The organism is Niveibacterium terrae, from assembly GCF_048213115.1.
Classification (GTDB): domain Bacteria; phylum Pseudomonadota; class Gammaproteobacteria; order Burkholderiales; family Rhodocyclaceae; genus Niveibacterium; species Niveibacterium terrae.
The window spans coordinates 1,140,889-1,163,893 of sequence record NZ_CP172404.1; the positions used below are offsets into that span (position 1 = coordinate 1,140,889).

Annotated in this window: 19 protein-coding genes; 9 read left to right on the forward strand and 10 right to left on the reverse strand. The window is 65.4% G+C overall.

The features are described from left to right. Positions 1 to 28: 28 nt before the first annotated feature. The 4 genes from ACHFB9_RS05155 to ACHFB9_RS05170 are packed head-to-tail and all read right to left on the reverse strand — an operon-like array spanning position 29 to position 4,522. On the reverse strand, positions 29 to 1,249 hold the full coding sequence (locus ACHFB9_RS05155; RefSeq protein WP_417069916.1) for an ABC transporter permease: 1,221 nt from the start codon (positions 1,247 to 1,249) through the stop codon (positions 29 to 31). Then, positions 1,246 to 1,962: an ABC transporter ATP-binding protein gene (locus ACHFB9_RS05160; protein ID WP_417069918.1), complete on the reverse strand. Its 717-nt coding sequence runs from the start codon at positions 1,960 to 1,962 to the stop codon at positions 1,246 to 1,248. The genes ACHFB9_RS05155 and ACHFB9_RS05160 overlap by 4 nt, the downstream gene beginning before the upstream one ends. Then, on the reverse strand, positions 1,962 to 3,140 hold the full coding sequence (locus ACHFB9_RS05165; protein WP_417069920.1) for an efflux RND transporter periplasmic adaptor subunit: 1,179 nt from the start codon (positions 3,138 to 3,140) through the stop codon (positions 1,962 to 1,964). Before ACHFB9_RS05165 ends, ACHFB9_RS05160 begins: the two co-directional genes overlap by 1 nt. Continuing rightward, entirely contained in the window at positions 3,137 to 4,522 is a 1,386-nt protein-coding gene (locus ACHFB9_RS05170) for a TolC family protein (protein WP_417069922.1), read from the reverse strand. The genes ACHFB9_RS05165 and ACHFB9_RS05170 overlap by 4 nt, the downstream gene beginning before the upstream one ends. Before the next feature lie 195 nt (positions 4,523 to 4,717). On the opposite strand from ACHFB9_RS05170, the gene atpD reads away from it, so the two are divergent. Genes atpD through ACHFB9_RS05210 form a run of 8 tightly spaced genes read left to right on the forward strand, consistent with a single transcriptional unit; the run spans position 4,718 to position 10,784 of the window. Continuing rightward, the gene (gene atpD / locus ACHFB9_RS05175; protein WP_417069924.1) at positions 4,718 to 6,133 is read left to right on the forward strand and encodes a F0F1 ATP synthase subunit beta; all 1,416 of its coding nucleotides are present in this window, start codon (positions 4,718 to 4,720) and stop codon (positions 6,131 to 6,133) included. Beyond that, the gene (locus ACHFB9_RS05180; RefSeq protein WP_417069926.1) at positions 6,130 to 6,531 is read left to right on the forward strand and encodes a F0F1 ATP synthase subunit epsilon; all 402 of its coding nucleotides are present in this window, start codon (positions 6,130 to 6,132) and stop codon (positions 6,529 to 6,531) included. Before atpD ends, ACHFB9_RS05180 begins: the two co-directional genes overlap by 4 nt. Next, positions 6,528 to 6,800: an AtpZ/AtpI family protein gene (locus ACHFB9_RS05185; RefSeq protein ID WP_417069928.1), complete on the forward strand. Its 273-nt coding sequence runs from the start codon at positions 6,528 to 6,530 to the stop codon at positions 6,798 to 6,800. Before ACHFB9_RS05180 ends, ACHFB9_RS05185 begins: the two co-directional genes overlap by 4 nt. Next, positions 6,800 to 7,486 carry a F0F1 ATP synthase subunit A gene (locus ACHFB9_RS05190; protein WP_417069930.1) on the forward strand — a complete coding sequence of 229 codons (687 nt, stop codon included), beginning with the start codon at positions 6,800 to 6,802 and terminating at the stop codon, positions 7,484 to 7,486. Before ACHFB9_RS05185 ends, ACHFB9_RS05190 begins: the two co-directional genes overlap by 1 nt. Next, complete coding sequence (gene atpE / locus ACHFB9_RS05195; protein WP_417069931.1) at positions 7,483 to 7,749, forward strand: ATP synthase F0 subunit C; 267 nt, start codon at positions 7,483 to 7,485, stop codon at positions 7,747 to 7,749. Before ACHFB9_RS05190 ends, atpE begins: the two co-directional genes overlap by 4 nt. Positions 7,750 to 7,758: 9 nt before the next feature. Continuing rightward, a complete protein-coding gene (locus ACHFB9_RS05200; RefSeq protein ID WP_417069933.1) occupies positions 7,759 to 8,499 on the forward strand; it encodes a F0F1 ATP synthase subunit delta in 741 nt (246 codons plus the stop codon). After that, positions 8,492 to 9,976 carry a F0F1 ATP synthase subunit alpha gene (locus ACHFB9_RS05205; protein ID WP_417069935.1) on the forward strand — a complete coding sequence of 495 codons (1,485 nt, stop codon included), beginning with the start codon at positions 8,492 to 8,494 and terminating at the stop codon, positions 9,974 to 9,976. Before ACHFB9_RS05200 ends, ACHFB9_RS05205 begins: the two co-directional genes overlap by 8 nt. Continuing rightward, on the forward strand, positions 9,960 to 10,784 hold the full coding sequence (locus ACHFB9_RS05210; RefSeq protein WP_417069937.1) for a F0F1 ATP synthase subunit gamma: 825 nt from the start codon (positions 9,960 to 9,962) through the stop codon (positions 10,782 to 10,784). The genes ACHFB9_RS05205 and ACHFB9_RS05210 overlap by 17 nt, the downstream gene beginning before the upstream one ends. Positions 10,785 to 10,810: 26 nt before the next feature. On the opposite strand, the gene ACHFB9_RS05215 is transcribed toward ACHFB9_RS05210, so the two are convergent. From ACHFB9_RS05215 to ACHFB9_RS05230, 4 genes are all read right to left on the reverse strand, one after another. Further along, entirely contained in the window at positions 10,811 to 13,069 is a 2,259-nt protein-coding gene (locus tag ACHFB9_RS05215; protein WP_417069939.1) for a putative bifunctional diguanylate cyclase/phosphodiesterase, read from the reverse strand. A 44-nt stretch (positions 13,070 to 13,113) separates the two neighbouring features. Continuing rightward, entirely contained in the window at positions 13,114 to 15,855 is a 2,742-nt protein-coding gene (locus ACHFB9_RS05220) for a chemotaxis protein CheB (RefSeq protein ID WP_417069941.1), read from the reverse strand. 250 nt (positions 15,856 to 16,105) lie between these two features. Beyond that, the gene (gene uxuA, locus ACHFB9_RS05225; protein ID WP_417069943.1) at positions 16,106 to 17,149 is read right to left on the reverse strand and encodes a mannonate dehydratase; all 1,044 of its coding nucleotides are present in this window, start codon (positions 17,147 to 17,149) and stop codon (positions 16,106 to 16,108) included. Positions 17,150 to 17,162: 13 nt separating this feature from the next. Continuing rightward, entirely contained in the window at positions 17,163 to 18,614 is a 1,452-nt protein-coding gene (locus ACHFB9_RS05230; protein WP_417069945.1) for a mannitol dehydrogenase family protein, read from the reverse strand. Positions 18,615 to 18,714: 100 nt separating this feature from the next. On the opposite strand from ACHFB9_RS05230, the gene ACHFB9_RS05235 reads away from it, so the two are divergent. After that, positions 18,715 to 19,602, forward strand: a complete 888-nt coding sequence (locus ACHFB9_RS05235; RefSeq protein WP_417069947.1) for a LysR family transcriptional regulator — start codon at positions 18,715 to 18,717, stop codon at positions 19,600 to 19,602. Between the two features lie 52 nt (positions 19,603 to 19,654). Here ACHFB9_RS05235 and ACHFB9_RS05240 read toward each other — a convergent pair whose 3' ends face one another. Together ACHFB9_RS05240 and ACHFB9_RS05245 are read right to left on the reverse strand one after the other, a co-directional pair. Further along, positions 19,655 to 20,887 carry a phosphoglycerate kinase gene (locus ACHFB9_RS05240; RefSeq protein WP_417069949.1) on the reverse strand — a complete coding sequence of 411 codons (1,233 nt, stop codon included), beginning with the start codon at positions 20,885 to 20,887 and terminating at the stop codon, positions 19,655 to 19,657. Positions 20,888 to 20,990: 103 nt separating this feature from the next. Further along, positions 20,991 to 22,772, reverse strand: coding sequence for a glutamine--tRNA ligase/YqeY domain fusion protein (locus ACHFB9_RS05245; RefSeq protein WP_417069951.1), 1,782 nt, complete (start codon positions 22,770 to 22,772; stop codon positions 20,991 to 20,993). Positions 22,773 to 23,005: the final 233 nt, after the last annotated feature.

Below are 23,005 nucleotides of genomic sequence, written 5' to 3' on the forward strand. Positions count from 1 at the left end.
TCGTCAGGTGTGCCGGCGGACGGGGCATTCACTGCGCGCGCAGCGCGTCGATCGGTTTCATCGCCGCAGCCTTCTTCGCCGGATACCAGCCGAAGAAGATGCCGACCGCTGCGGCCACCGCGAAGGCGGTGATTATCGACGCCGCGGTGATGACGATGGCCATGCCGCTGAGCGCTTTCATCGCCAGCGCCGTGCTCACTCCGAGGGTGACGCCGATCAGGCAGCCGATCACCGAGATGATGATCGCTTCGAGCAGGAACTGAAGCAGGATGTCCTTGCCGCGCGCGCCGATCGCCATCCGGATGCCGATCTCGCGCGTCCGCTCGGTGACCGAGACGAGCATGATGTTCATGATGCCTATGCCGCCGACGACGAGCGAGACCGAGGCTATCGCGCCCAGCATCAGCGACATCACCCGCGCGGTCTCGGCCGCGGTCTGTGCGACCGCGCTGAGGTTGCGCACCGTGAAGTCGTTTTCGCTGCCTTCGCGGAGGCGGTGGCGCTGGCGCAGCAGTTCGTTCATCGCACTTTCGACCGCGGGCATCGCCTCGGCGGATTCGGCCTGAACCATGATGAAGCGCACCGTGCCGACAAAGCGGGTGCCGAAGAGCTTTCGCTGCGCGGTGGTGATCGGGATCAGCACCGTGTCGTCCTGATCGCGTCCGTCCAGACTCTGCCCCTTGCGCTCCAGCACGCCGAGCACGAGATAGGGGCTGTTGCGTATCCTCAGGGTCTTGCCGACCGGATCTTCATCCCCGAACAGGTTCTCGACGACGGTCCTGCCCAGCAAGGCGACCCGGGTCGCGGAGCGGATGTCCGAAGCGGAGAACGCAAAGCCGGCGGCGAGCTTCCAGTCGCGCAAGCCGAGATAGTTCGGCGTCGTGCCGAAGATCTGGGTGCTCCAGTTGTTGGGTCCGTAGACCATCTGTGCGGTCCCCGGGGTGGCCGGGGAGGCCGCGCTGACCGAAGGCAGCTCCGCGATGCTCTGCGCATCGGCCAGCGTCAGCGTCGGCGCGGCGCCGCCGCCCATCCTCAACCCGCCCGAAGTCGTCGAGCCGGAGAGCACGATGAACAGGTTGCTGCCCATCGAGGCGATCGAGGCTTCTACTTGCTGCTGGGCGCCCTGGCCGACGGCGAGCATCAATATCACCGCGCCGACGCCGATGACCATGCCCAGCATCGTCAGCGCGGTGCGCAGCCGGTTGGCGCCGATTGCCTGCCAGGCTTCGGCGAGCATCGCGGAGTTCATCGCAGGACCTGGGCGGAGCTCGCCTGGATCGGCCCATCGTAGTGGATGGCGCCGTCGGCGAGGCGTACCAGACGGTGGGCGAAGGCCGCGATGTCCGGCTCGTGCGTGACGAGGACGATCGTGATGCCGCGCGTACTGTTGAGTTCGGTGAACAGCGCCATGATCTCGTGGCTGGTCGCCGTGTCGAGATTGCCGGTCGGTTCATCGGCGAGGATCAGCCTGGGCTCGTTGATCAGCGCCCGCGCGATCGCGACGCGCTGCTGCTGGCCGCCCGAGATCTGGTTGGGGCGGGAGTGGATCAGGCTGCCCAGACCCAGCGACGCGAGCATCGTGCTGGCGCGCGCGCCTCGTTCGCCGCGCGGCGTTCCACGGTAGATCAACGGGAGCGCGACGTTTTCGGCGAGGCTCGCGCGTGGCAACAGGTTGAAGCCCTGGAACACGAAACCGATCACCTGGTTGCGCAGCCGGGCGAGCTCGTCACGACTGAGCGTGCCGACGTCCCGGCCATCGAGCCGGTAGAGGCCGTGGGTCGCGACATCGAGGCAGCCGAGGATGTTCATGAACGTGGACTTTCCCGAACCGGACGGCCCCATGATCGCGACGAATTCACCGGGGGCGACGCTGACCGAGATATCCCTGAGCACCGGAACCGGCCCCGCTTCGGTCGCGTATTCCTTGTCCAGATGCTCGATGCGGATGATCGCCTCGCTCATCAGAACAGCCTCGGGCCGGTGGTAGTGGGCTTGGCGGGTGGTTGCCTGTCCTCGACGATCACCGCGTCGTTCTCTTTCAGTCCGCCCGAGAGGACTTCGCTCATCCGGTTGTCGGTGATGCCCACCGTGATCCGCACGGGCTTCGGTGTGCCCTGATCGAGCACGTACACGGTGCCGCGATTGCCTTCGCGTCTGGCTGAGTCCCCGTTGGGTGGCGAGGGGGATGCGCTTCGCGCCGGCCGGGTCTCGGCGAGGCGCAGGCGCAGCGCGGCATTGGGAACCAGAAGCGCGCCTCTGCGCTGGGCGACGAGGATGTTCACATAGGCCGTCATGCCCGGCATCAGGATTAGCTCGGGGTTGTCGACGGCGATCACGACATCGTAGGTGACGACGTTCTGTTGGGTTGTCGGGTTGAGCCTGACCTGTTTGACGATGCCGCGGAAGCTGCGCGACGGAAAGGCATCGACGCGGAAGTCGGCGCGCTGGCCGAGTTTGATGCTGCCGATGTCGGCTTCCGCATAGCTCGAATCGATCTGCATCCTGGCCAGATCTTGGGCGATCCTGAACAGCGTGGGCGTTTGCAGGCTGGCGGCGACGGTCTGGCCGACATCGACTTCGCGCGAGACGACGACTCCGGTCACCGGCGAGCGGATCACCGAATAGCCGAGGTTGGTGCGGTCGCGGGTCAGCTGGGCACGAACCAGCGCCAACTGGGCCTTGGCCGCATCGTGGGCCTGAACCGCGACATCGAGTTCCTGTCGCGAGATGTACTCGAGCTGGAAAAGCGCGCGGGCGCGCGCCTCGTTCGCCGCGGCCAGTTTCAGCTGTGAGTTCGCGTTGGCCTGATTGGCCAGGCTCTGCTCGACCTGGGCTTGATAGATCGCCGGGTCGAGTTCGAGCAGCTTCTGGCCCTGGACGACATGGTCGTTGAAGTCGACGAACCACTTTTTGACGGTGCCCGAGACCTGGGTGCCGACATTGACCAGCACGACCGGATTCAGGGTTCCGTTCGCGGAGGCCAGCTGGGTCAGCTCGCCGCGCGTGACCGCCATCGTCCGGTAGCGCGTTTCGGCGTCGGGCGCTCTCGTGTGAGCCCAGTAGAGCAGGGCGAGCGCTGCGGTGAGCAACAGCGCGGCGAGCAGCGAATATCTGTTGAACAGGAGTCTGCCCGGCTTCATCGCTGGCCTCCTTCTCCATCGATCTGGGCGAAGTCCAGCTGGCGCATCGCCAGGGCCAGGGCGGCCTTGGCGATGCGCCAGTTGTAGAGGGCGAGGATGCGTTGCTGGCGCGCGCTGGCCAGCGCGCTCTGGGCATTGAGCAACTCGATGATGTTGCCGACTCCCGCCCTGTAGCGCCCCATTGCCACCTTCTCCGAGGCTGCGGAGCTGGCCAGCAGATCCGCACTGGCGCGGACCGCCGCGATGCTCGTTGTCAGGGCGTGGTAGCTGCGCCAGACATCGAGCGAGACCTGTTGGGCGAGCTGCTCGCGCAGTGCGGTTTTCGCTTCGATCTGGGCTTCGGCGCCGCGCACGCGGTAAGTCGTCGCGAAGCCGGTGAAGAGCGGAATCGACAGGCTCAGAGCCAGGCTGTTGCCGCGGCGCTCCCCGGACTGTGAATGATCGATGAAGCTCGTGCCCGCCGCCAGCGACAGGCTGGGCATCGCCGAGGCGCGGGCGACGTCACGCTCTGCCTGGGCGGCGTGGAGCTGGGCCCGGGCGGCGACGAGATCCGGGCGCCTTTGCTGGGCGGCGGTGATCAGCGCGTCGACTCGGCTCTCGAAACCGCTTTCGGGCTCCTTGTCCGGGGGCGGGGCCAAGGCGGGAGCCTGCTGGGCGTCCAGCCCCATCGCGTTGGCCAGCGTGCCCAGCGCGCTGCGCGCCGAGCCTTCGGCCTGGATCAGGGCGAGCCTCGCCTGGGAGGCGGCCGTTTGCGCCTGCAGCGCATCCGCCGGCGTGCCGGTGCCTATCCGGTAGCGGGCCTGGGCGGCCTTGAAGCTCGCTTCGCTCGCGGTTTCGGCCATCCGGGCCGCTGCGACGCTGGCGTCCAGCGCATGCCATTGGTAGTAGGCCTGGACCGCAGCGAAAAAGGCCGTCTGCAGGCTCGCATCCTGGCTCGCGTTCAACGCGGCCATCATCTGTCGGGCGCTCTCCTGTGTCGCCGCGCGCGCGCCGAAGTCGTAGATCAGCAAGCTCGCGGAGAGGCTGGCCGTGCTCTGGCTATAGGACGAACCGGGGCTGCTCGCGGTGCGGCTGCGCTCAACGCTGGCATCGAGTTCGGGCAGGGTGGCGCTGCGGGCGAGGCCGACCTGGGCGGCCTGGGCGCGGGCATAGGCCCAGGCCAGGCGGGTCTGCGGGTTGTTGCACAGCGCGTAGTCGACGACTTCGGCGAGGCTTTGCGGCGAGCTGCCCAGCTTCGCGCCGCACGCGAGATGGAAGCTGCCGCTCGCATTTGCCTGATGCAGCGCCTCGGTATCAAAAGGGTCGGCGGAGCCGGCCGCCAGGCTCGGGGGCGAGACCAGCATCAGCAGTGCGGACAGCATCGACGGCGGGAAGCGGGGCATCACGCCCTCCGGAAAGTGCCGGGGCTGCCCGCGCTGCGGGGATGAGCTTGAGCGGACCCGTATCCAGCATAGATGACGCGCTTGCCTTCGCCCCAGCGTCTAGGATTCAAGAGCGTTTCTTGCCTTGGTGGCAAAGGCGCGGGGAAGTCCGCATCCCAGGCTGCGGGCAGGTACGGGCAGGGGGCTGGCAGAACGATGAACGCCACCGTCTCTTCTCTGGCGAGTGAGGCTTCGGCTCCGCAGGCCGGGACCCCGCTGGGCGTGATCGAGGAAGTCCACGGTCCGATCGTCGATATCCTGTGCCAGCGTTTGCCGCCTCTGCACCGGGCGCTCCATGTCGAGGTGGGGGGCGAGACCTACCCGTTGGAAGTCCATCGTCATCTGGACGAGACCCGGGTCAGGGCCATCGCTCTGCACCGCACCGGCGGGCTCAGACGGCATCTGCCGGTGTTCGACAGCGGTGGCCCGCTGCAGGTCCCGGTGACTCCGGACTGCCTGGGGCGCTTGCTGGACATCTTCGGCGCGCCGCTCGACGGTGGGCCGGCCCTGGCGGCCCAAGAGCGCCGCGCCATCGTCGCGCCGCCCAGCCCGCTTTCCGAGGCGAGCGGCGTCGGTGAAATCCTGCCCACCGGCATCAAGGTCATCGATCTTCTGTGCCCTTTTGTGCGCGGTGGCAAGACCGGCCTGTTCGGCGGGGCGGGGGTCGGCAAGACCGTGCTGATCATGGAGTTCATGAACGCGATCGTTCGCCTCCATCATGGGGTGTCGGTCTTTGCCGGAGTCGGCGAGCGGATACGCGAAGGTCACGAGCTCTGGTACGACATGCAGAAGGCCGGCGTGATGCCGCACACGCTGATGGTGTTCGGGCAGATGGACGAGTCGCCCGGAGTGCGCTTCCGGATCGGCCTGGCCGCACTGACCTATGCGGAATACCTGCGCGACAACGTCGCCCGGGACGTGCTGTTCCTGATGGACAACGCTTTTCGCTTCGTCCAGGCGGGCAGCGAGCTGTCCGGGCTGCTCGGCAGGATGCCGGCGACGGTCGGTTATCAGCCGACCCTGCTCTCCGAGGTCGCCGAACTTCAGGAGAGGATCGCCTCGAGCCGCAACGGCAGCATTACCGCGGTCGAAGCGGTCTATGTGCCGGCCGATGACATGACCGATCCGGCGGTCGGGTCCATCCTCGCCCACCTCGATACCCAGGTCATCCTGTCGCGCAGCCAGGCTGCCAAGGGCATCTATCCGGCGGTCGATCCGCTGGCTTCGGGCAGCCGCATCGTCGAGCGGATCAGCCTGGGCGATCACCATTACCGGATCGCCCAGGCCGTGCGGGAACATCTGGCCCGTTACCGCGAGCTCGAAGACATCATCGCGATGCTGGGCCTGGAAGCCTTGTCGGGGGCCGACCGGCGCGTCGTGCTCCGGGCCCGCCGGCTGGAGCGCTATCTGACCCAGCCCTTCTCCGTCGTCGCCGACCTGACCGGCATTGCCGGGGCCTCGGTCCCGCTCGCAACGACGCTGGCCGACTGCGAGCGCTTCCTCGACGGTGCCTACGACGCGCTGCCCGAAGAGCGCTGCTATATGCGGGGCGGTATGGAGGACGGGACATGAGCGGCTTCTCGTTGCATCTGCAGAGCGCCGTCCGCTGCGAGACCGTGGAGCAGGTGCGCGGCTTCGTCGGGCGGGACGCCAGCGGCAGCTTCGGCATCCTGCCCGGCCATGCCCGCTTCATGACCGTGCTGGGCTACGGGCTGGCGCGCTTTCGCACCGATACCGGGGACTGGCAATACCTGGCCTGCCCGGGCGCCGTGCTGCGCTTCGCGGATGATGCGCTGACCGTGAGCATGCGCAGCTATCTGTGCGATCGCGACTACGGGCGAATCTCGTCGCTGCTTGCGGGCCGGCTCGCCGACGAAGAGGCGGCGCTGGGCAGCGTCAAGGACAGTCTGCAGAAGCTCGAACAGGAACTCTTCCGGCGCATGCGCGAGCTCGAAAGGAGGGCGTGGTGAAGGACGAAAAGTGGCGTGCCGAGGTCGAGCGCGACAGCGAGAGGCTTTCGCGGGCCGAACGGGGCCGTCACTCGCTGCTCGCGCAGACGGTCTTCCTGGGCAGCCTGTCCGTGCTCTTCGTCGCGCCTTTGCTGGGCGGCGCGTATCTGGGCCGTTGGCTGGACAGCCTCGGCGAGGGGTACAGCGTGAGCTGGACGGTCAACCTGATCTTGCTGGGGCTCGCGCTCGGCGTGTTCAACGTCTGCCTCTTCATCCGGAAGTACTGGTGATGGACGCCGGCATCGTTCTCGGAGGCTTCAGGCTCGGCGCCACGGTGCTGACGAGCTGGGCGATCCTCGCGGTGTTGGGTCTGGCGAGCTGGCTCGCGACCCGGGCGCTCTCGATAGACAAGCCGGGGCTGGTGCAGACCGCGCTCGAAGGGCTGGTCCTCGCGATCGAGGACGCGATCGAGTCGGTTCTTCCTGGCCGTTCTGCGCTGCTTTTGCCCTTCATCGGCACTCTGTGGATCTTCGTGGCCGTGGCCAATCTGAGCGGCCTGATCCCGGGCGTCAGCGCGCCGACCGGCAAACTCTCGACGACCGCGGCGCTGGCCTTCCTGGTCTTTCTGGCGGTCCATGTCTTCGGCATCAAGGCCGACGGGTTCGCGAACTACCTGCGCCACTACCTCGTCCCCAGCCCGATCCTGCTGCCCTTTCACCTGCTCGGCGAGCTCTCCCGCACCCTCGCTCTGGCGATCCGGCTGTTCGGCAACGTGATGAGTCTGGAGATGGCCGCATTGCTGGTGCTGATGGTCGCCGGCCTGCTCGTGCCGGTGCCGATCCTGATGCTGCACATCCTCGAGGCCCTGGTCCAGGCCTACATCTTCGGGACCCTGGCGCTGATCTACATCGCCGGCGGGATGCAGTCCCGCGACCTGCCAGAACCAGCCCAAACCGGGAAAGGAAATCCGTCATGAGCGATCTTCACTCCTTCGCGCTGATCTCCACCGTCGTCGCCGCTCTGGCCATCGCGCTGGGCGTCATTTTTCCGGCCATCGCGATGGGGCGCGCGATCACCCAGGCCCTGGAAGCGCTGGCGCGCCAGCCCGAAGCCGAAAAGTCGATTTCCCGGACCCTGTTCATCGGGCTCGCGATGATCGAATCGCTGGCGATCTATGTGCTGGTGATCGTGCTGATCATCCTTTTCCGCAATCCGCTGCTCGAGTACCTGCTCAGGTAGAGGGCGATCATGGAACTGGACTGGACCACCTTCGGCCTGGAAATCATCAATTTCCTGGCTCTGCTCTGGATTCTGAAGCGTTTCCTGTACAAGCCGGTGCTGGCGACTCTGGCCGAGCGCAGGCTTGGCGTCGAGCGCACGCTGTCCGCGGCGCAACAGGCCGAGGCCGAAGCGGCCAGCCTGAAGCGCCATTTCGAGAGCCGGCTTGCCGATTGGGAGCAGGAGAAGGCGGCGGCCCATGCCCGCCTCGATGCGGACATCGCGGCCGAGCGGGACAGGCGGCTCGCGGCGCTGAGCCAGGATCTCGCGGCCGAGCGCGAGCGCAGCGCGGCCCAGCAGGCCTACCGTCAGCAGCAACTGCACCAGGAACTCGCCCGAGAGGCCGGCGCCGGGGCCAGGCTCTTCGCCGCGAAGCTGCTCGGCCGGCTGGCCTGTCCTGCGCTCGAAGCGCGGATGCTCGAAGTGCTGATCGAGAAGCTGGCCGAGCTGCCCGAGCCGAGTCTCGCCCCGCTGAGGGCGGGGCTCCTTGACGGGGCCTGGCGGGTGGCGAGCGCTTTTTCGCTGTCCTCCGGCCAGCGTCAGGCCTTGGCCCAGGCGCTGGAGCTCCGGCTCGGCGCTCCGTGTCGGCTCGAGTTTGTCGAGGAGGCTTCGCTGCTGGCCGGAGTGCGGCTGTCACAGGGCGCCTGGCTTCTGGATCTGAGCCTGGCCGGAGAGCTGGGCGTGTTCGCCGGGGAGGGCGATCTTGGCTGAGCGCGTCGCCCCGGCCTCCCGATCCGGCTCCTGGCTGGATGGCTACCGGCTTGAGCTGAGAATCCGCGAGCTCGGCAAGGTCGTCGCGCTCGGCGACGGTATCGCCTGGATAGAGGGTCTGCCTTCGGCCGCGATCGACGAGATCCTCTCCTTCGACGAAGGCAGCGAGGCGCTGGTCTTCCATCTGGGCCGCGAGCGGATAGGTGCGATCCTGCTCAGCCAGAGCGAGCGTCTGGCCGCGGGCCATCCCGCCCATCTGACCGGGAAGGGCCTTTCGGTCGGCGTCGGCGACGAGTGCCTGGGCCGGGTCATCGATCCGCTGGGGCGGGCTCTGGACGGCGGGCCGCCTCTTTTGACGCGGCGGCGCCGTGCGCTCGAAGCGCCTTCGCCGGCGATCACCGCGCGCGATTTTGTCAGCCGACCGCTGCCGAGCGGCAACAAGATCATCGATACGATGATCCCGATCGGCAAGGGGCAGAGGCAGTTGATCATCGGCGATGCGGGGACGGGCAAGAGTTCGCTGGCGCTCGATGCGCTGATCGCCCAGAAGGGGGGCGAGGTGCTCTGCGTCTATGTGCTGATCAGCCAGAAGCGTTCGGCGGTGCTCGCCTGCATCGAAACCCTGCGCCAGGCCGGCGTGCTCGACCGCTGCGCGATCGTCGTCGCCGAGGCCACGACGACGCCCGGGCTCAAGTTCCTCGCGCCCTTTGCCGGCTGCGCGCTGGCCGAGGAGTGGATGTGGGCCGGGCGCGATGTGCTGATCTGCTACGACGACCTGACCACCCACGCCCGCGCCTACCGCGAGCTCTCGCTGCTGCTCCGCCGTCCGCCGGGCCGGGAAGCCTATCCGGGCGATATCTTTTACCTGCACTCGCGCCTGCTCGAGCGCTCCACCTGTCTTGCCGCCCGTCACGGCGGCGGCAGCATGACGGCGCTGCCGATCATCGAAACCGAGCAGGGCGAGATTGCCTCCTATATTCCGACCAATCTGATCTCGATCACCGACGGCCAGATCTACCTCGACCCCGAGCTCCATGCCCAGGGCTTCCTGCCCGCCGTGGACATCACCCGCTCGGTCTCGCGGATAGGCGGCAAGGCTCAGCAGGCGGCGATCAAGCGTGAGGCCGGGCGCATCAAGCTCGACTACCTGCAGTTTCTGGAACTCGAAGTGTTTACCCGCTTCGGTTCCCGGCTCGAAGCCGGCGTCGAGGCCAAGATCCGGCGCGGGCAGCTGCTGCGCGAACTGCTCAAACAGGAGCGGGGTTCCCCGCTGTCGCCCCAGGCTCATCTGGCCTGGCTGCTGGCCTATAACGAGGGGCTTTTCGACGGCCTCGGTGGCGCCGAGTTGCAGGCCAAGCTCGCCGACGTGATCGCCTGGGCGAGCGCGTCCGGCTTCTCCCTCGCCGCCGGGCGTGAGCTCTGGCTCGCGGCACTGTCCAGCCGTTTCCCGGGGAAGGGTGATGAGCCGCCGCCGTGAGCTCGCCCGCCGTCTGGAGACCCTCTCCGACATCGCCGGCATCCTGTCGGCGATGAAAGGACTCGCGCTGATGGAGATCCATCGCCTTGCCGACTTTCTGGTCAGCCAGCGGACCATGGTCGCGAGCATCGAGCTTGCGGCCGCCGATTTCCTTGCCTGGCACGCGCCCTTGTCCGGAAAAGCGCAGGCTTGTTCCGAGCTGTGTGTGATCGTCGGTTCCGAACAGGGTTTCTGCGGCGACTTCAACGAGAGCCTGATCGAGGGCATCGAGCCGGGGGCCCGGGTCATCGTCGTCGGGCGGCGGCTGGCGGACCGCCTTGGCGACACGGACGGGGTCGAAGCCGTGTTGCCCGGCGCCACCGTGGCCGATGAGGTGCCCGCGGTTCTGCTGAGTCTGACCCGGTCGCTGGACCGCCTGCTGCTCGACGAAAAGCTCGCCGGCTGCGCGCTGTCCGCCCTCTCTCATGCCGAGGGGCACGGCATCCGGCGCCGCCAGCTCCTGCCGTTGCCCGCCCCGGCCTCGCCGGAACCCGCTCATCGCTTCGCCGCCGAACTCAATCTGCCGCCCGCGCAATTCCTCCACGAACTGAGCGGCCACTACCTCTATGCCATGCTCAACGAAGTGCTCTACAGCGCTTTGTTGGCCGAGAATCGCCAGCGCCTTGCGCACATGGAAGGCGCGCTGCGCCATCTGGACGACGAGTGCGCACAGCTCAAACTGAGCTATAACCGCCAGCGCCAGGAAGAGATCACCGAGGATATCGAGATCATCCTGCTGGCCGCCGAAGAGGCGCAGGGGCTGGTTTGAAGCGTCGCGCGTGGCCTGGCCGGCAATCAGTGCCTTGCGCTGAGTTCGCTGTCTGTGCCGCGTTTGAGCCAACGGCTCTGCCAGTCGGCTATCCAGGCCGGAAACTCTGCCGCGGGCATCGGGTGAGCGATCCCGTAACCCTGCGCCTGTTCGCAGCCCAGGGCCAGCAGCAGCGCGCGATGGGCCGGCGTTTCGACGCCTTCGGCGATGACTTCGCGATGGAAGGCGCGCACCAGGCCGATTACCCCCTCGACGATTGCCCGGTCATCCGCGTCATCGATCATGCTGAGCACGAAGCTCTTATCGATCTTGAGTTGTTCGGCCGGTAGATGTTTCAGGTAGGAGAGCGATGCATAGCCGGTGCCGAAGTCGTCCAGAGCAAAGCGCACGCCGAGCGCCTGACAGTCATGCATGACTCTGGAGACGCCGGCGATGTCCTGCAGCGCGCTCGTCTCGAGGATCTCCAGCTCCAGAAGGCTGCTCTGAACATCTGGGTGGGCATGCAGCAAGGCGGTCAGGTGCGGGACAAATTCGTCCTGCTGCAGCTGGAAGGCGCCGACGTTCACGCTGACCGGGATGTCCTGCCCTGAGACGTGCCAGGCCGCGATCTGGTTCAGCGCGGAGTCCTCGACCCATTCACCCAGCTCGACGCTGATCGGGTGGTTCTCGATCAGGGGCAGGAAGTTGTCCGGCTGCAGCAGGCCGCGCTTGGGGTGCTGCCAGCGAATCAGGGCTTCGGCGCCGATCACCGCGCCCGTTCTCATGTTGACCTTGGGCTGGTAGTACAGCACGAATTCATGCCTCGTCAGCGCCTCGCGAATCCGTTCGAGTTCCTGGCTCTGGGTCTGCAAGTTCAGATCCTGATGCACATCGAACAGGTGGTAACGGTTCTTGCCGGCCTGCTTGGCTTGATACATCGCATGGTCGGCATGGCGGATCAGCTGTTCCGCGGCCACTTTGTCCTGTGGAAAGAGCGTTACGCCGATGCTCGCGGACACCTGCAGCACCCGCTCCCCCCGCTTGACCGGGGTGATGGCGGCTTGCAGCAAGCGGTTCAGCAGCGGGGTGCAGTCGCTCAGATTCTTGATATCGACCAGCACCGCGACGAACTCATCCCCACCGATGCGCGCCAGCGTGTCGCCTTCGCGCAGCACCGCCTTCATCTGCTGCGCGAGCGCGACCAGCAGCTCATCGCCAATGTCATGGCCGTAGAGGTCATTGACTGCCTTGAATCCATCCAGGTCGAGGAAGGCCACGGCGAGCGAGCGCTCCTGGCGCAGGCACTGGATCATGGCCCGCTGCAGGCGATCGGCGAGCAGCACCCGATTCGGCAGGTGGGTCAGGCCGTCGTAATGGGCGATGTGCTCGAGTTGCTGCTGGTGTTCCTTCATCGCCGTGATGTCGGTGAACAGCGTGACGGTGTTCTGGGTCTGCCCGTTGGCGTTGTGCACGGCGCTGATCGTCGTGGATTCGATGTAGTTTTCGCCGTTTTTGCGCCGATTGCGCAGCTCTCCCGACCACATACTGTCGCGCGCGAGCGTTCGGCGCATTTCGTCGTAGAACTCGGGTGACTGCTGGCCAGAGTTGAACATGCAGGGCTCCTTGCCCAGCACTTCTTCCCTTTCGTAACCGGTGATCCGCGTGAACGCGGCATTGACGTCGATGATCCTGCCGTCTGGGCTGCAGATGATGATGCCGTCGCGGGTGTGGGTGAAGACGCTGGCGGCTAGCAGCAGGTGCGCCTGGGCTTCCTTGTGTGCGGTGATGTCCGCGACGACGGCATTGCAGCTCGCTCCAGAGGAAGCCAGCGTTGCTTCGATCTGCACGGTTAGGCGGGATTCTGTGGCGAGGCGCAGCTCACAGGGCTCATGAGGCTGAGCGGCGAACACCAGTTCCAGGAAGGTGTTGAGGCTCGGCAAATCGGCCTGAGCGACGAACAGCGCGAAGCGTCGGCCCTGCAGTCGGGCGCGCTCCTGACCCAAAAGCCGGGCGCCAGCGAGGTTGGTCTGGAGGATCTCGCCGCTGCGGGACAGCGTGAAATAGCCGACCGGAGAAAAGTCATAGAGGTCGGTATAGCGGGCGAGTCCCGCTTCCACCTGCGCCCGTGAGCTGCGCAGCTCCTCGTTCTGCAGCTCCAATTCGATCTGATAGACCTGAAGTTCATGGAGCAGGCGCTGCGTCTCGGTCACCGCGAGCGGGTCCTGGCCGGGAAGCTGGACGCTGTGCAGGCGGTTTTCCGCGCGCAGGCGCAGGTCGGCGTCGCCGGGGGGATCCTCTGATGCCATCTTTTCGCATCTTTCCTGTCAGACCCGGATGAGCCGGGATCTCGCTACGCGTTCAACTTGCTCAAACGTTCCTCCAATATAGACTGGGCTTTTTTCAGAATGCTCTCCAGTTTCCGGGACTGATCGAGTTCTTTGCTCTGCTCCACGAAGCGGCCCTGCAGTGCCGCCAGAGTGTCACGCAAGGTCGCTTCCTGGGCCTTGGCCAAACTGATGTCGACAAAAGTGATCACAGCTCCGTCGATACGGTTGTCCTGGGTGCGGTAAGGCATGATGCGGACTCTGAACCAGCGATCGTTGCGTGCAGGAACCTCGCGCTCCAGGAAGACCAAGGTACGCATCACTTCGCAGACATCCTCGGCCAGCGCCGGGTATTGCAACTCCATGACCAGGTCGGTGATCGGGCGGCCCACGTCGCCGGGGATCAGTTTGATGATGCGGCTTGTCTCGGTTGTAAAGCGCCTGACCCTGAGTTCGTCATCGAGGAACAAGGTCGCAATACTGGTGCTGTTGAGTAGGTTCTTCATGTCGTCGCTGGCCAGCGACAACTCGTCCACCTTGGCCTGGAGTTCCTGGTTGACCGTATGCAGCTCTTCGTTCATCGACTGCATCTCTTCCCGGGAGGTGGTCAGTTCCTCGTTGGCGCTCTGCAACTCCTCGTTGGTGGACTGGAGTTCTTCGTTGGCGGATTTGAGCTCCTCCTCCGAGGTCTGCATCTCTTCCCGGGTGATCTGCAATTCCTCGCGGCATTGCTGGAGTTCGTCGACGAGGGCCGTCAGTCTGACGTGATGCGAGTGGCTCTGCGGCCCCCCCGACTCGTGGGCGACGGCGGGGGGGGGCGCGCTGGCAAACACGATCAGCACCATATCCTGCAAGGCGGCAGGCTTGTCGAGCGGCGTGACGGTGAGATCGACGAACTGCGTTCCGCCCTCGGTTCCGACCGCTATCCCCTTGATCGTGACGAGGATCTTCTGCCTGACGGCCTTGGCAAAAGCGGCATTCAGGCTGTCACTGAGGCCCTCCCTGGCCATCGCGAAAACGTTCAGGTTGGCCTTGCCGGGCGCCGGCTCCAGATACTTTCCCGTTTTGCCGCTGATGTAGGCGATGTTGCCCTTGTCGTCGGTCAGAACGGCGGCCGGGCAGTAGTGCTGCAGCAGCAGGCTTTCCGTCAGCGCTTGCAGATTGGTGGCGGACAGCGCTGAGAGTGTGGCCGGGGACGCAGAGGATGCCGCATCGGTGCGCGTGCGCGGACGGGAAAAGGCGGAGGGAAACGCGCTGAATCCTTTTGGCAGGGCGGTCAGCCTGCGCTGATAGATGCGCGTCTTGCCGGGCAGGGGCGCGAACAAGGTTGTCGCCTCGCCTATCGTTTCCGAACTTCCCAGTACCAGGATGCCGGATGGATTCAGGCTGTAGTGAAAGAGGGGAAGCAGCTTCTTCTGCAGATCCGCCTCAAGGTAGATGAGCAGGTTGCGGCAGCTCAGCAGGTCGAGTTTGGTGAAAGGGGGATCCATGATCAGGTTCTGCGGTGCGAAGACCACCATCTCACGAATCGCGTTGCTGACCCGAAAGCCAAAATCATCCTGCACGAAAAACCGCCGCAGGCGCTCATCGCCGACGTCCGCGGCGATATTCGCCGGATAGATGCCGGCTCGGGCCTTGTCTATCGCATCCGGATCAAGGTCGGTCGCAAATATCTGCAAGGAGTGATGCGCCGTGGCTTGAATCTGCTGCAAGGCTTCGCAGAAAGTGATGGCCAGCGAATAGGCTTCCTCGCCGGTCGAACAGGCGGGAACCCAGGCGCGTAACGGACCGCCGCCGGCCTGGGCGGCCAGCAGCGCCGGGATCACCTCGGCCTTCAACTGTTCCCATACATCGGGGTCGCGAAAGAAGCGGGTGACGCCGATCAGCAACTCCTTGAAGAGCAGCCCGGTTTCCTGGGGATTCTCCCTCAGGAAGCGGACGTAATCGGTGATTTTTGGCAGCTGGTGCAGGCCCATCCGGCGTTCAATCCGGCGGTAGAGCGTGCTTTTCTTGTACAGCGAAAAGTCTTGGCCAGTATGCGCGCGCAGCAGCAGGACGACCTTGTCCAGAGCGCTCGTATCGATCTCGGCCGGATCCGGCGCGAGTTGGCTGAGCAGCCCACGGGTGTGCTGGATATAGCTGACAATCCTGGCCGGGAGTTCCTCCGCTGCGGCCACCACGTCAGCCAGTCCAGCGCCGATCGCGTTCGAGGGCATGCCATCGAACTTGGCCGAAGCCGGGGCCTGGACGAAGGCCCCGCCCGCTTTTTCCTTGATCGCGCGCAGGCCGAGCGTGCCGTCCGACCCCATGCCCGAGAGGATGACGCCGATGCTGCGCTCCTGCTGGTCATCAGCCAGCGAGCGAAAGAAATAGTCGATGGGCAGACGCAGGCCGTGGGGCGCAGCCGGTTCGAGCAGATACAGCTGGCCATGCAGCAGGGAGATGTCGAAGTGGGGCGGAATCACATAGACGTGGTCGGGCTCCACCCTGATCCCATCCTCGATCTGGATGACCGGCATCGTCGTCGAGTGCTGCAGCAGTTCGACGAGAACCCCTTTGTAGTTCGGATCCAGGTGCTGGACGACCACAAAACCCAGACCGCTGGCGGGGGGCACATGCCCGAGGAACTGCTCGATGGCCTCCAGCCCCCCTGCGGATGCGCCGATGCCGACAATCGGAAAGGGCGTCGGCTCCTCGGGATCGGGTGGCTCGCGCAGAATCGGCGCGGATGAGGGCGGTGCGCTGCGGTGGGTGTTTTTTCGGGGCATCGTTGATGGATACTCAGCAGGCCCACCTGTTGGCGGCGACGCTCCCGAGATATCTGTTTGTGCGGATCGCCATCATCGACGGCGGACAACTTCAATGCAAGCAGAACTCCGTACCCTTCGTGACAGCGCCTGGAGTGAGGCGCTCTGAACGGTGGCGAGCCGCGCTGAAAAGTGCGAGCCAGCCCTTGCCACCCTCCAGGTTTGCACCTCGGCGCGCAGGATGTCCGTTCGGGCATCCTGCGCGGGTTCTTCAGCGGGCGAACTTGTCCACCGCTTCCCACAGACCGTTCAGGTAGGCGGCACCCAGTGCCCGATCGTAGAGGCCGTAGCCCGGTTTTCCGGTCTCGCCCCAGATCATCCGGCCGTGGTCGGGCCGCACATAGCCGGCGAAACCGACGTCGTGACAGGCCTTGATGATCTCGGCCATGTCCAGCGAGCCATCGCGGGACTGGTGCGTCGATTCGAAGAAGGAGCCGTCCGGCTCACACTTGACGTTGCGCAGATGGGTGAAGTGGATGCGGCCCATGCCGCCGAACTCGCGGATCAGGGCCGGGATGTCGTTGCCGGGGTCGGCACCGAGCGAACCCGAGCACAGCGTGAGGCCGTTCGCGGGCGAATCGACGAGGTGGACGAGGCGATTGAGGTCGGCGCGGTTCTTGACGATGCGCGGCAACCCGAAGATCGGGCGGGGCGGATCGTCGGGGTGGATCGCCATCCTGATGCCGACCTCTTCGGCGACCGGGATGATCGCGTTGAGGAAGTACGCGAGATTGGCCCACAGCGCTTCTTCGTCGACGGCCTGGTAGTCGTCCAGGATCTTCTTCAGCTCTTCGGGCTGGTAGCTGGCGTCCCAGCCGGGCAGAGCGATGCCTTGTCCGGGATCGATGCGGGCGACCGCCTGGGCGTCGAAGGCCAGCGTGTGCGAGCCATCGGGCAGCTCCTTCGCCAGCTCGGTCCGCGTCCAGTCGAAGACCGGCATGAAGTTGTAGCAGATCACTTTGACGCCGACGGCCGCGCAGTGGCGAATGTTTTGCGCGAAGTTCGCGATCAGTGCATCGCGCGTCGGTTTGCCGAGCTTGATATCCTCATGGACCGGAACGCTCTCGACGACTTCGAACTCGAGCCCGGCTTCGGCAATGCGCGCGCGCAGAGCGCGCAGCTTGTCGAGCGGCCAGACTTCGCCGACCGGCACGTCGTAGATCGCCGAGACGATTCCGGTCATGCCGGGGATCTGGCGGATGTAGGCTAGCCTGACCGGGTCGGATTCTCCATACCAGCGGAAAGTCATTTTCATTTCGGGGATTCCTTCAAACAGCGGTGGAGACATCCGGATTCATGGCGAGCTGGCGGTATTTCGCGATCACGGCGAAGCGAAATTCGAGCGAGCTGGCCAGGTCGGCACCGAACAGGCTTTCGATCGCCAGCAGGTTCTCGACGGTCTCCTCGACCACCGGTGAGCGTCCGGCCTGGGCCAGGATCGTTGCCGCCAGAGGATCGACCAGCGCACCGTCCGGGGTGTGGGCGATCTTGACGACGTAGTGCATCCAGGCCGCGAGCGCGGTCGCGATCGCCGGTGAATCCAGCCCTTTTTTGATGCGCTCGCGCAGCGGTGCGAGCAAGCGCTGGGGCAGCTTCTGCGAACCGTCGGAGGCGATCTGCGCGGTGCGGTGGGCGAGCGACGGGTTGGCGAAGCGCTGTTTCAGACTCTCGACATAGGCGGCGGTGTCGACGCCTTGCGGCGCTTTGAGCACTTCGCGGATCTCCTGCCACAGCTGATCGAGGATGGAGGTGATCAGCGGCACCGTCATCGCTTCGGCGACCGTCGCGCGGCCGGTGATCTGGCCGAGGTAGGCGAGACACGAGTGCGCGCCGTTCAGACACTGCAGTTTCATGTTTTCCCAGGCTTCGATCTCGTCCGAGAAGATCGCTCCGGCCTTGTCCCAGTCGGGGCGGCCGAGCGTGAAGCGATCCTCGATGACCCACTGGCAGAATTCCTCGGTGAGCACCGGCCAGGCGTCATCGACGCCGGTCGCATCAAGGAGGCGGGCGCGGTCGGCGTCGGTCGTGGCCGGAGTGATCCGGTCGACCATCGTGCAGGGAAAGCTCACGTTCGCCTCTATCCAGGCGGCCAGTCCGCTGTCGAGCTCGGCCGCGAAGGAGAGCACCGCGGCCTTCGCGAGTCGGCCGTTGTGCGGCAGGTTGTCGCAGCTGAGCACGGTGAAGGGCGGGATCGCGGCGGCGCGGCGGCGCTTGAGCGCTTCGACGATCAGGCCGGGGGCGGTCTTCGGCGCTTCAGGATGGGCCAGGTCGGCGGCGATCGCGGCGTCCTCTATCCTCAGCCTGTCGCTGCCCGGATCGAGGAAATAGCCTTTCTCGGTTACGGTCAGACTGACGATTCGGGTGCTCGTGGCGCTCATCCGGGCGAGCAGGGTTTCGGCGTCCTCGGGGCCGCCCAGCACTTCGACGATGGAGCCGATCACGCGCAGTTTCTCGCGCCCGGCCCCCCGTTCGGCGAGCACATAGAGCCCGTCCTGCGGGGCGAGCGCTGCCTTGATATCGGCCGAGACGACGCCCGCGCCGACGATTCCCCAGTTGCGCTCGCCGGTGGCGAGCAGCCTGTCCGTATACATCGCCTGGTGCGCGCGATGGAAGGCGCCCAGCCCGAGGTGCACGATGCCGGCCTCGACCTGCGCGCGGGGATAGCCCGGCGCTTCGACGCTGGCGGGAAGCTGCGCGAGCGTCGCGTTGCTCAGTTGCATCAGAGGATCTCCTGGTGAAGGGAAGAGCTTTCCCGACAAGATCGCGCTTTCTTGTCATATGATCCAATATAGTTTTTGTTGCTCTCGATACCTTTTTTGTATGAGTGATGCCATCGATCTGCGCCAGCTCAGATACTTCATTGCCGTCGCCGAGGAGCGGAACATCGGCCGCGCCGCAGCGCGCCTTCACCTGTCCCAGCCACCCCTGACCCGGCAGATCCGGATGCTCGAAGAGGCGCTGGACACTCCGCTCTTCGTGCGCACGCCCAAGGGGGTCGAGCCGACCGAAGCCGGCCAGGCCTTGCTGCGCGATGCGGTCAATATCCGCAGCCTGCTCGAACAGGCCACGGAGCGGGTCAGACGGACCGGCAAGGGCCAGCTCGGCCGGCTCGATGTCGGCATCTATGGTTCGGCGATGCTGAAAGTGATTCCGGCCATGCTGTCCGCCTTCAAGCAGACCCATCCGGAGGTCGAGATCGCGCTGCACGTCGCGCATCACGACGCGCAGATCGAGGCGCTGCGCCAGGGCCGGGTGGCTCTGGTTCTGGATCGCTTCCAACCCGACGACGAGGATCTGACGGTCGAGCTCCTCGCTGAAGAGGCGGTCGTTGTCGCGCTGAACCGGAACAACCCTCTGGTGCAGCGCCCAGTCCTTGCGATGGAGGATCTGCGCGATGAGGCCTTGATCCTGCCCGAAGGGCTCAACGAATGGACGACCAATGTGACGCTGATGCTGTGCCGGGCGCACGGTTTCGCGCCGCGCGTGAGCCAGGAGTCGAGCGATGTGATCGCCGGGATCGCGATGGTTTCGGCCGGATTCGGCTCCTGTCTCGTTCCTGAATCGGCGATGACGCTGCAACTGCCTGACGTCGTCTACCGGCCGCTCCGGGAAGGGGATGAGTGGCCTTACCGGCTCTATGGTTTCTATCTGCGCGGAAATCTCTCTCCAGCCCTGCACGAGCTGCTCGCCGTCGCCCGGGCGCGTTGACAAAAAAGGCCTGCCGATTCGGCAGGCCTTCGCAAATCCGGGATAACCGGAATTACTTGTCGGACAGCGCTTCGACGCCGGGCAGAGCCTTGCCTTCGAGGAATTCGAGCGAGGCGCCGCCGCCGGTCGAGACGTGCGAGACCTTGTCTTCCAGGCCGGCCTTTTCGACCGCCGCGACGGAGTCGCCGCCGCCGACGACGGTGATCGCGCCCTGGGCGGTGGCTTCGGTCAGCGCGTGGGCCACGGCATAGGTGCCGACGGCCGAGGCGTCGATTTCGAACACGCCCATCGGGCCGTTCCAGACCACGGTCTTCGCGCTGCGGATGATGTCGGCGTAACGGGCGGCGGTCTTGGAACCGATGTCGACGCCTTCCTGATCGGCCGGAATCGCGGAGGAGTCGACTTCGACCAGGCCGTCCAGAGTGCGGGCAGCGAAGTCGAGCTTCTTCGTGACCTTGGTGTCGAAGGGCAGTTCGAGCTTGTCGCCGGCCTTGGCCATCAGGCTCTTCGCGAGTTCGATCTTGTCGAGTTCGCACAGCGACTGGCCGACTTCATAGCCCTTGGCCTTCAGGAAGGTGAAGGCCATGCCGCCGCCGATCAGCAGCTTGTCGACCTTGGGCAGCAGCGCTTCGATAACGTCGATCTTGCCGGAGATCTTGGAGCCGCCGATGATTGCGACCAGCGGACGCACGGGCTTGTTGACGGCTTCGCCGAGGAAATCCAGTTCCTTCTTCAGCAGATAGCCCGAAGCGCGCGGCAGATCGACGCCGACCATTGAGGAGTGGGCGCGGTGGGCGGTGCCGAAGGCATCGGACACGAACACATCTCCGAGCTTGGACAGCGAGGCGCGGAAAGCGGCGACCGCTTCCGGGGTGGCCTTGGTCACGTTGCCGGCCTTGTCCTTGACCTTGCCTTCCTCTTCGAGGTGGTAGCGGACGTTCTCGAGCAGCACGACTTCGCCGGCGGCGAGCTTGGCACAGGCCGCTTCGATCTCCGGGCCGACGCAGTCGTTGAGGAACTTGACCGGTTTGCCGAGCAGCTCTTCGAGGCGCTTGGCGACCGGAGCCAGAGTGTACTTGGGGTTGGCCTTGCCGTCGGGGCGGCCCAGGTGGGACATCAGAACGACCGAGGCGCCCTTGGCCAGAGCGTACTTGATCGTCGGCAGCGCGGCGCGAATGCGCTTGTCGCTTTCGACGACGCCGTTATTGACGGGCACGTTGAAGTCAACGCGCATCAGAACGCGCTTGCCGGCCAGATCCAGATCTTCGATAAACAGCTTGGTCATGTTGTTTTCCTGATTATTCAAGGGTGAAAAAGCGTTGGGCGACAGCCCTACATTCTATAAAACATCGGCTCCCCTGGCACGTCCGGATGTGCCAGGAGCTTGATCAGGCCTTCCGGCTGTCCCTGAGCCCGACGGCCAGGTTGAAGACCGGCTTGCCCGGCGCGGAGTCTTCGCGGTCGGCGACGAAGTAGCCGTGACGCTCGAACTGGAAGCGCTGGTCGGGCTTGGCTGTGGCGAGGCCCGGTTCGAGATACGCGGTGATGATCCGCTTCGAGTCCGGGTTCAGCGCTTCGAGGAAGTCGCGACCGCCGGCATCGGGTTGCTCTTCACAGAAGAGCCGGTCGTAAAGCCGCACCTCGGCGGCAATGGCCTCGGCGACCGAAACCCAGGTGATGACTCCCTTGACCTTGATGCTGTCGGCGCCCGGCGTGCCGCTCTTCGTGTCGGGGATGATCGTCGCGAGCACGGCGGTGACGCGGCCGTCGCCATCCTTCTCGCAACCGGTGCACTCGATGATGTAGCCGTACTTGAGCCTCGCCTTGTTGCCGGGGAAGAGGCGCCGGAATCCCTTGGGCGGCACTTCCTCGAAGTCTTCGCGTTCGATCCAGATCTCGGGCGTGAGATTGAACGAGCGTTCGCCAAACTCGGGGTGGTGCGGGTGGGCCGGCGCGGAGCAGGGTTCGCTGTGGTCGGCGCCGAACAGCTCGGCCCAGTTGGTCAGCTTCAGCTTCAAGGGGTCGAGCGCCACCATCGCACGCGGCGCTTTCGCTTCGAGGTCTTCGCGCAGACAGCCTTCGAGCACCGAGTAGTCGATCCAGCTGTTGTGCTTGCTGGCGCCGGTGCGCTCGGCGAGCATCTGCAGGCTCTCGGGCGTGTAGCCGCGGCGGCGCAGACCGACGATGGTCGGCATCCGTGGGTCGTCCCAGCCGTCGACGATCTTCTCGTCGACGAGCTGCTTGAGCTTACGCTTGCTGGTGATGATGTAGCTGAGGTTCAGCCGCGCGAATTCGTACTGTTTGGGCAGAGGATCGGCCAGCAGGCCGGCGTCCCGCAGATGTTCGAGCAGCCAGTCGTAGAACGGGCGCTGATCCTCGAATTCGAGCGTGCAGATCGAATGGGTGATCCGCTCCAGCGCGTCCTCGATCGGATGCGCAAAGGTGTACATCGGGTAGATGCACCAGGCGTTGCCGGTGCTGTGGTGCTCGGCGAAGCGGATCCGGTAGATCGCCGGGTCGCGCAGATTGATGTTCGGCGAAGCCATGTCGATCTTCGCGCGCAGCACCATGCTGCCTTCCGGGTGGCGCCCCGCGCGCATCTCGCGGAACAGCGCGAGGCTCTCCGCAGCCGGGCGATTTCGCCACGGCGAATCCTTGCCCGCCTCGGTCAGCGTGCCGCGGTTTGTCCGCATCTCCTCGGCGCTCTGCTGATCGACATAGGCGAAGCCCCGTTCGATCAGCGTCTCGGCGGCGCGGTACATGAAGTCGAAGTAAGAGCTCGCGTAGAACAGCTGTTCCTTGCCGTCGGCCTTCCAGTCGAAGCCGAGCCAATGCACCGCGTCGAGGATCGAGTCGACGTACTCCTGGTCTTCCTTCTCCGGGTTCGTGTCGTCGAAGCGCATGTGACAGATGCCCCCGAAGTCGCGCGCGAGGCCGAAGTTCAGGCAGATCGACTTGGCGTGGCCGATGTGCAGATAGCCGTTCGGTTCGGGCGGAAAGCGGGTGCGGATCTTCGCCGGGTCGATCTCGCCCGCGGCGTGATGGGCTGCGTCTCCCGGACTGCCTCCCCAGCGACGCCCGGCATAGGCGCCCGCGGCAAGGTCGCGTTCGATGGTGTTGCGGAGAAAGTTTGCGGCAGGGGCGATGCTCTTGTCGGTAGGCGCGGTCACGGCGGAATCCAGGCAATGCGTGTGCTGAAACCGCAATTGTAGCCGCAGCGGCGCTTTCGCGATGCCGGCATACCTTCTTCGTGCCGGAGTGACGCATCCCAAGATGCCCTTGTCCTGAGGGTTTGGTTATACTGGCGCGATTTCGGCGAAGGCGGGCAAACCGGTCATGCCTCTTCCCGCGCCGAATCCTCAGAGACTTTGTCTGCCTGACCCATTGCCGATGCTGCACTCGA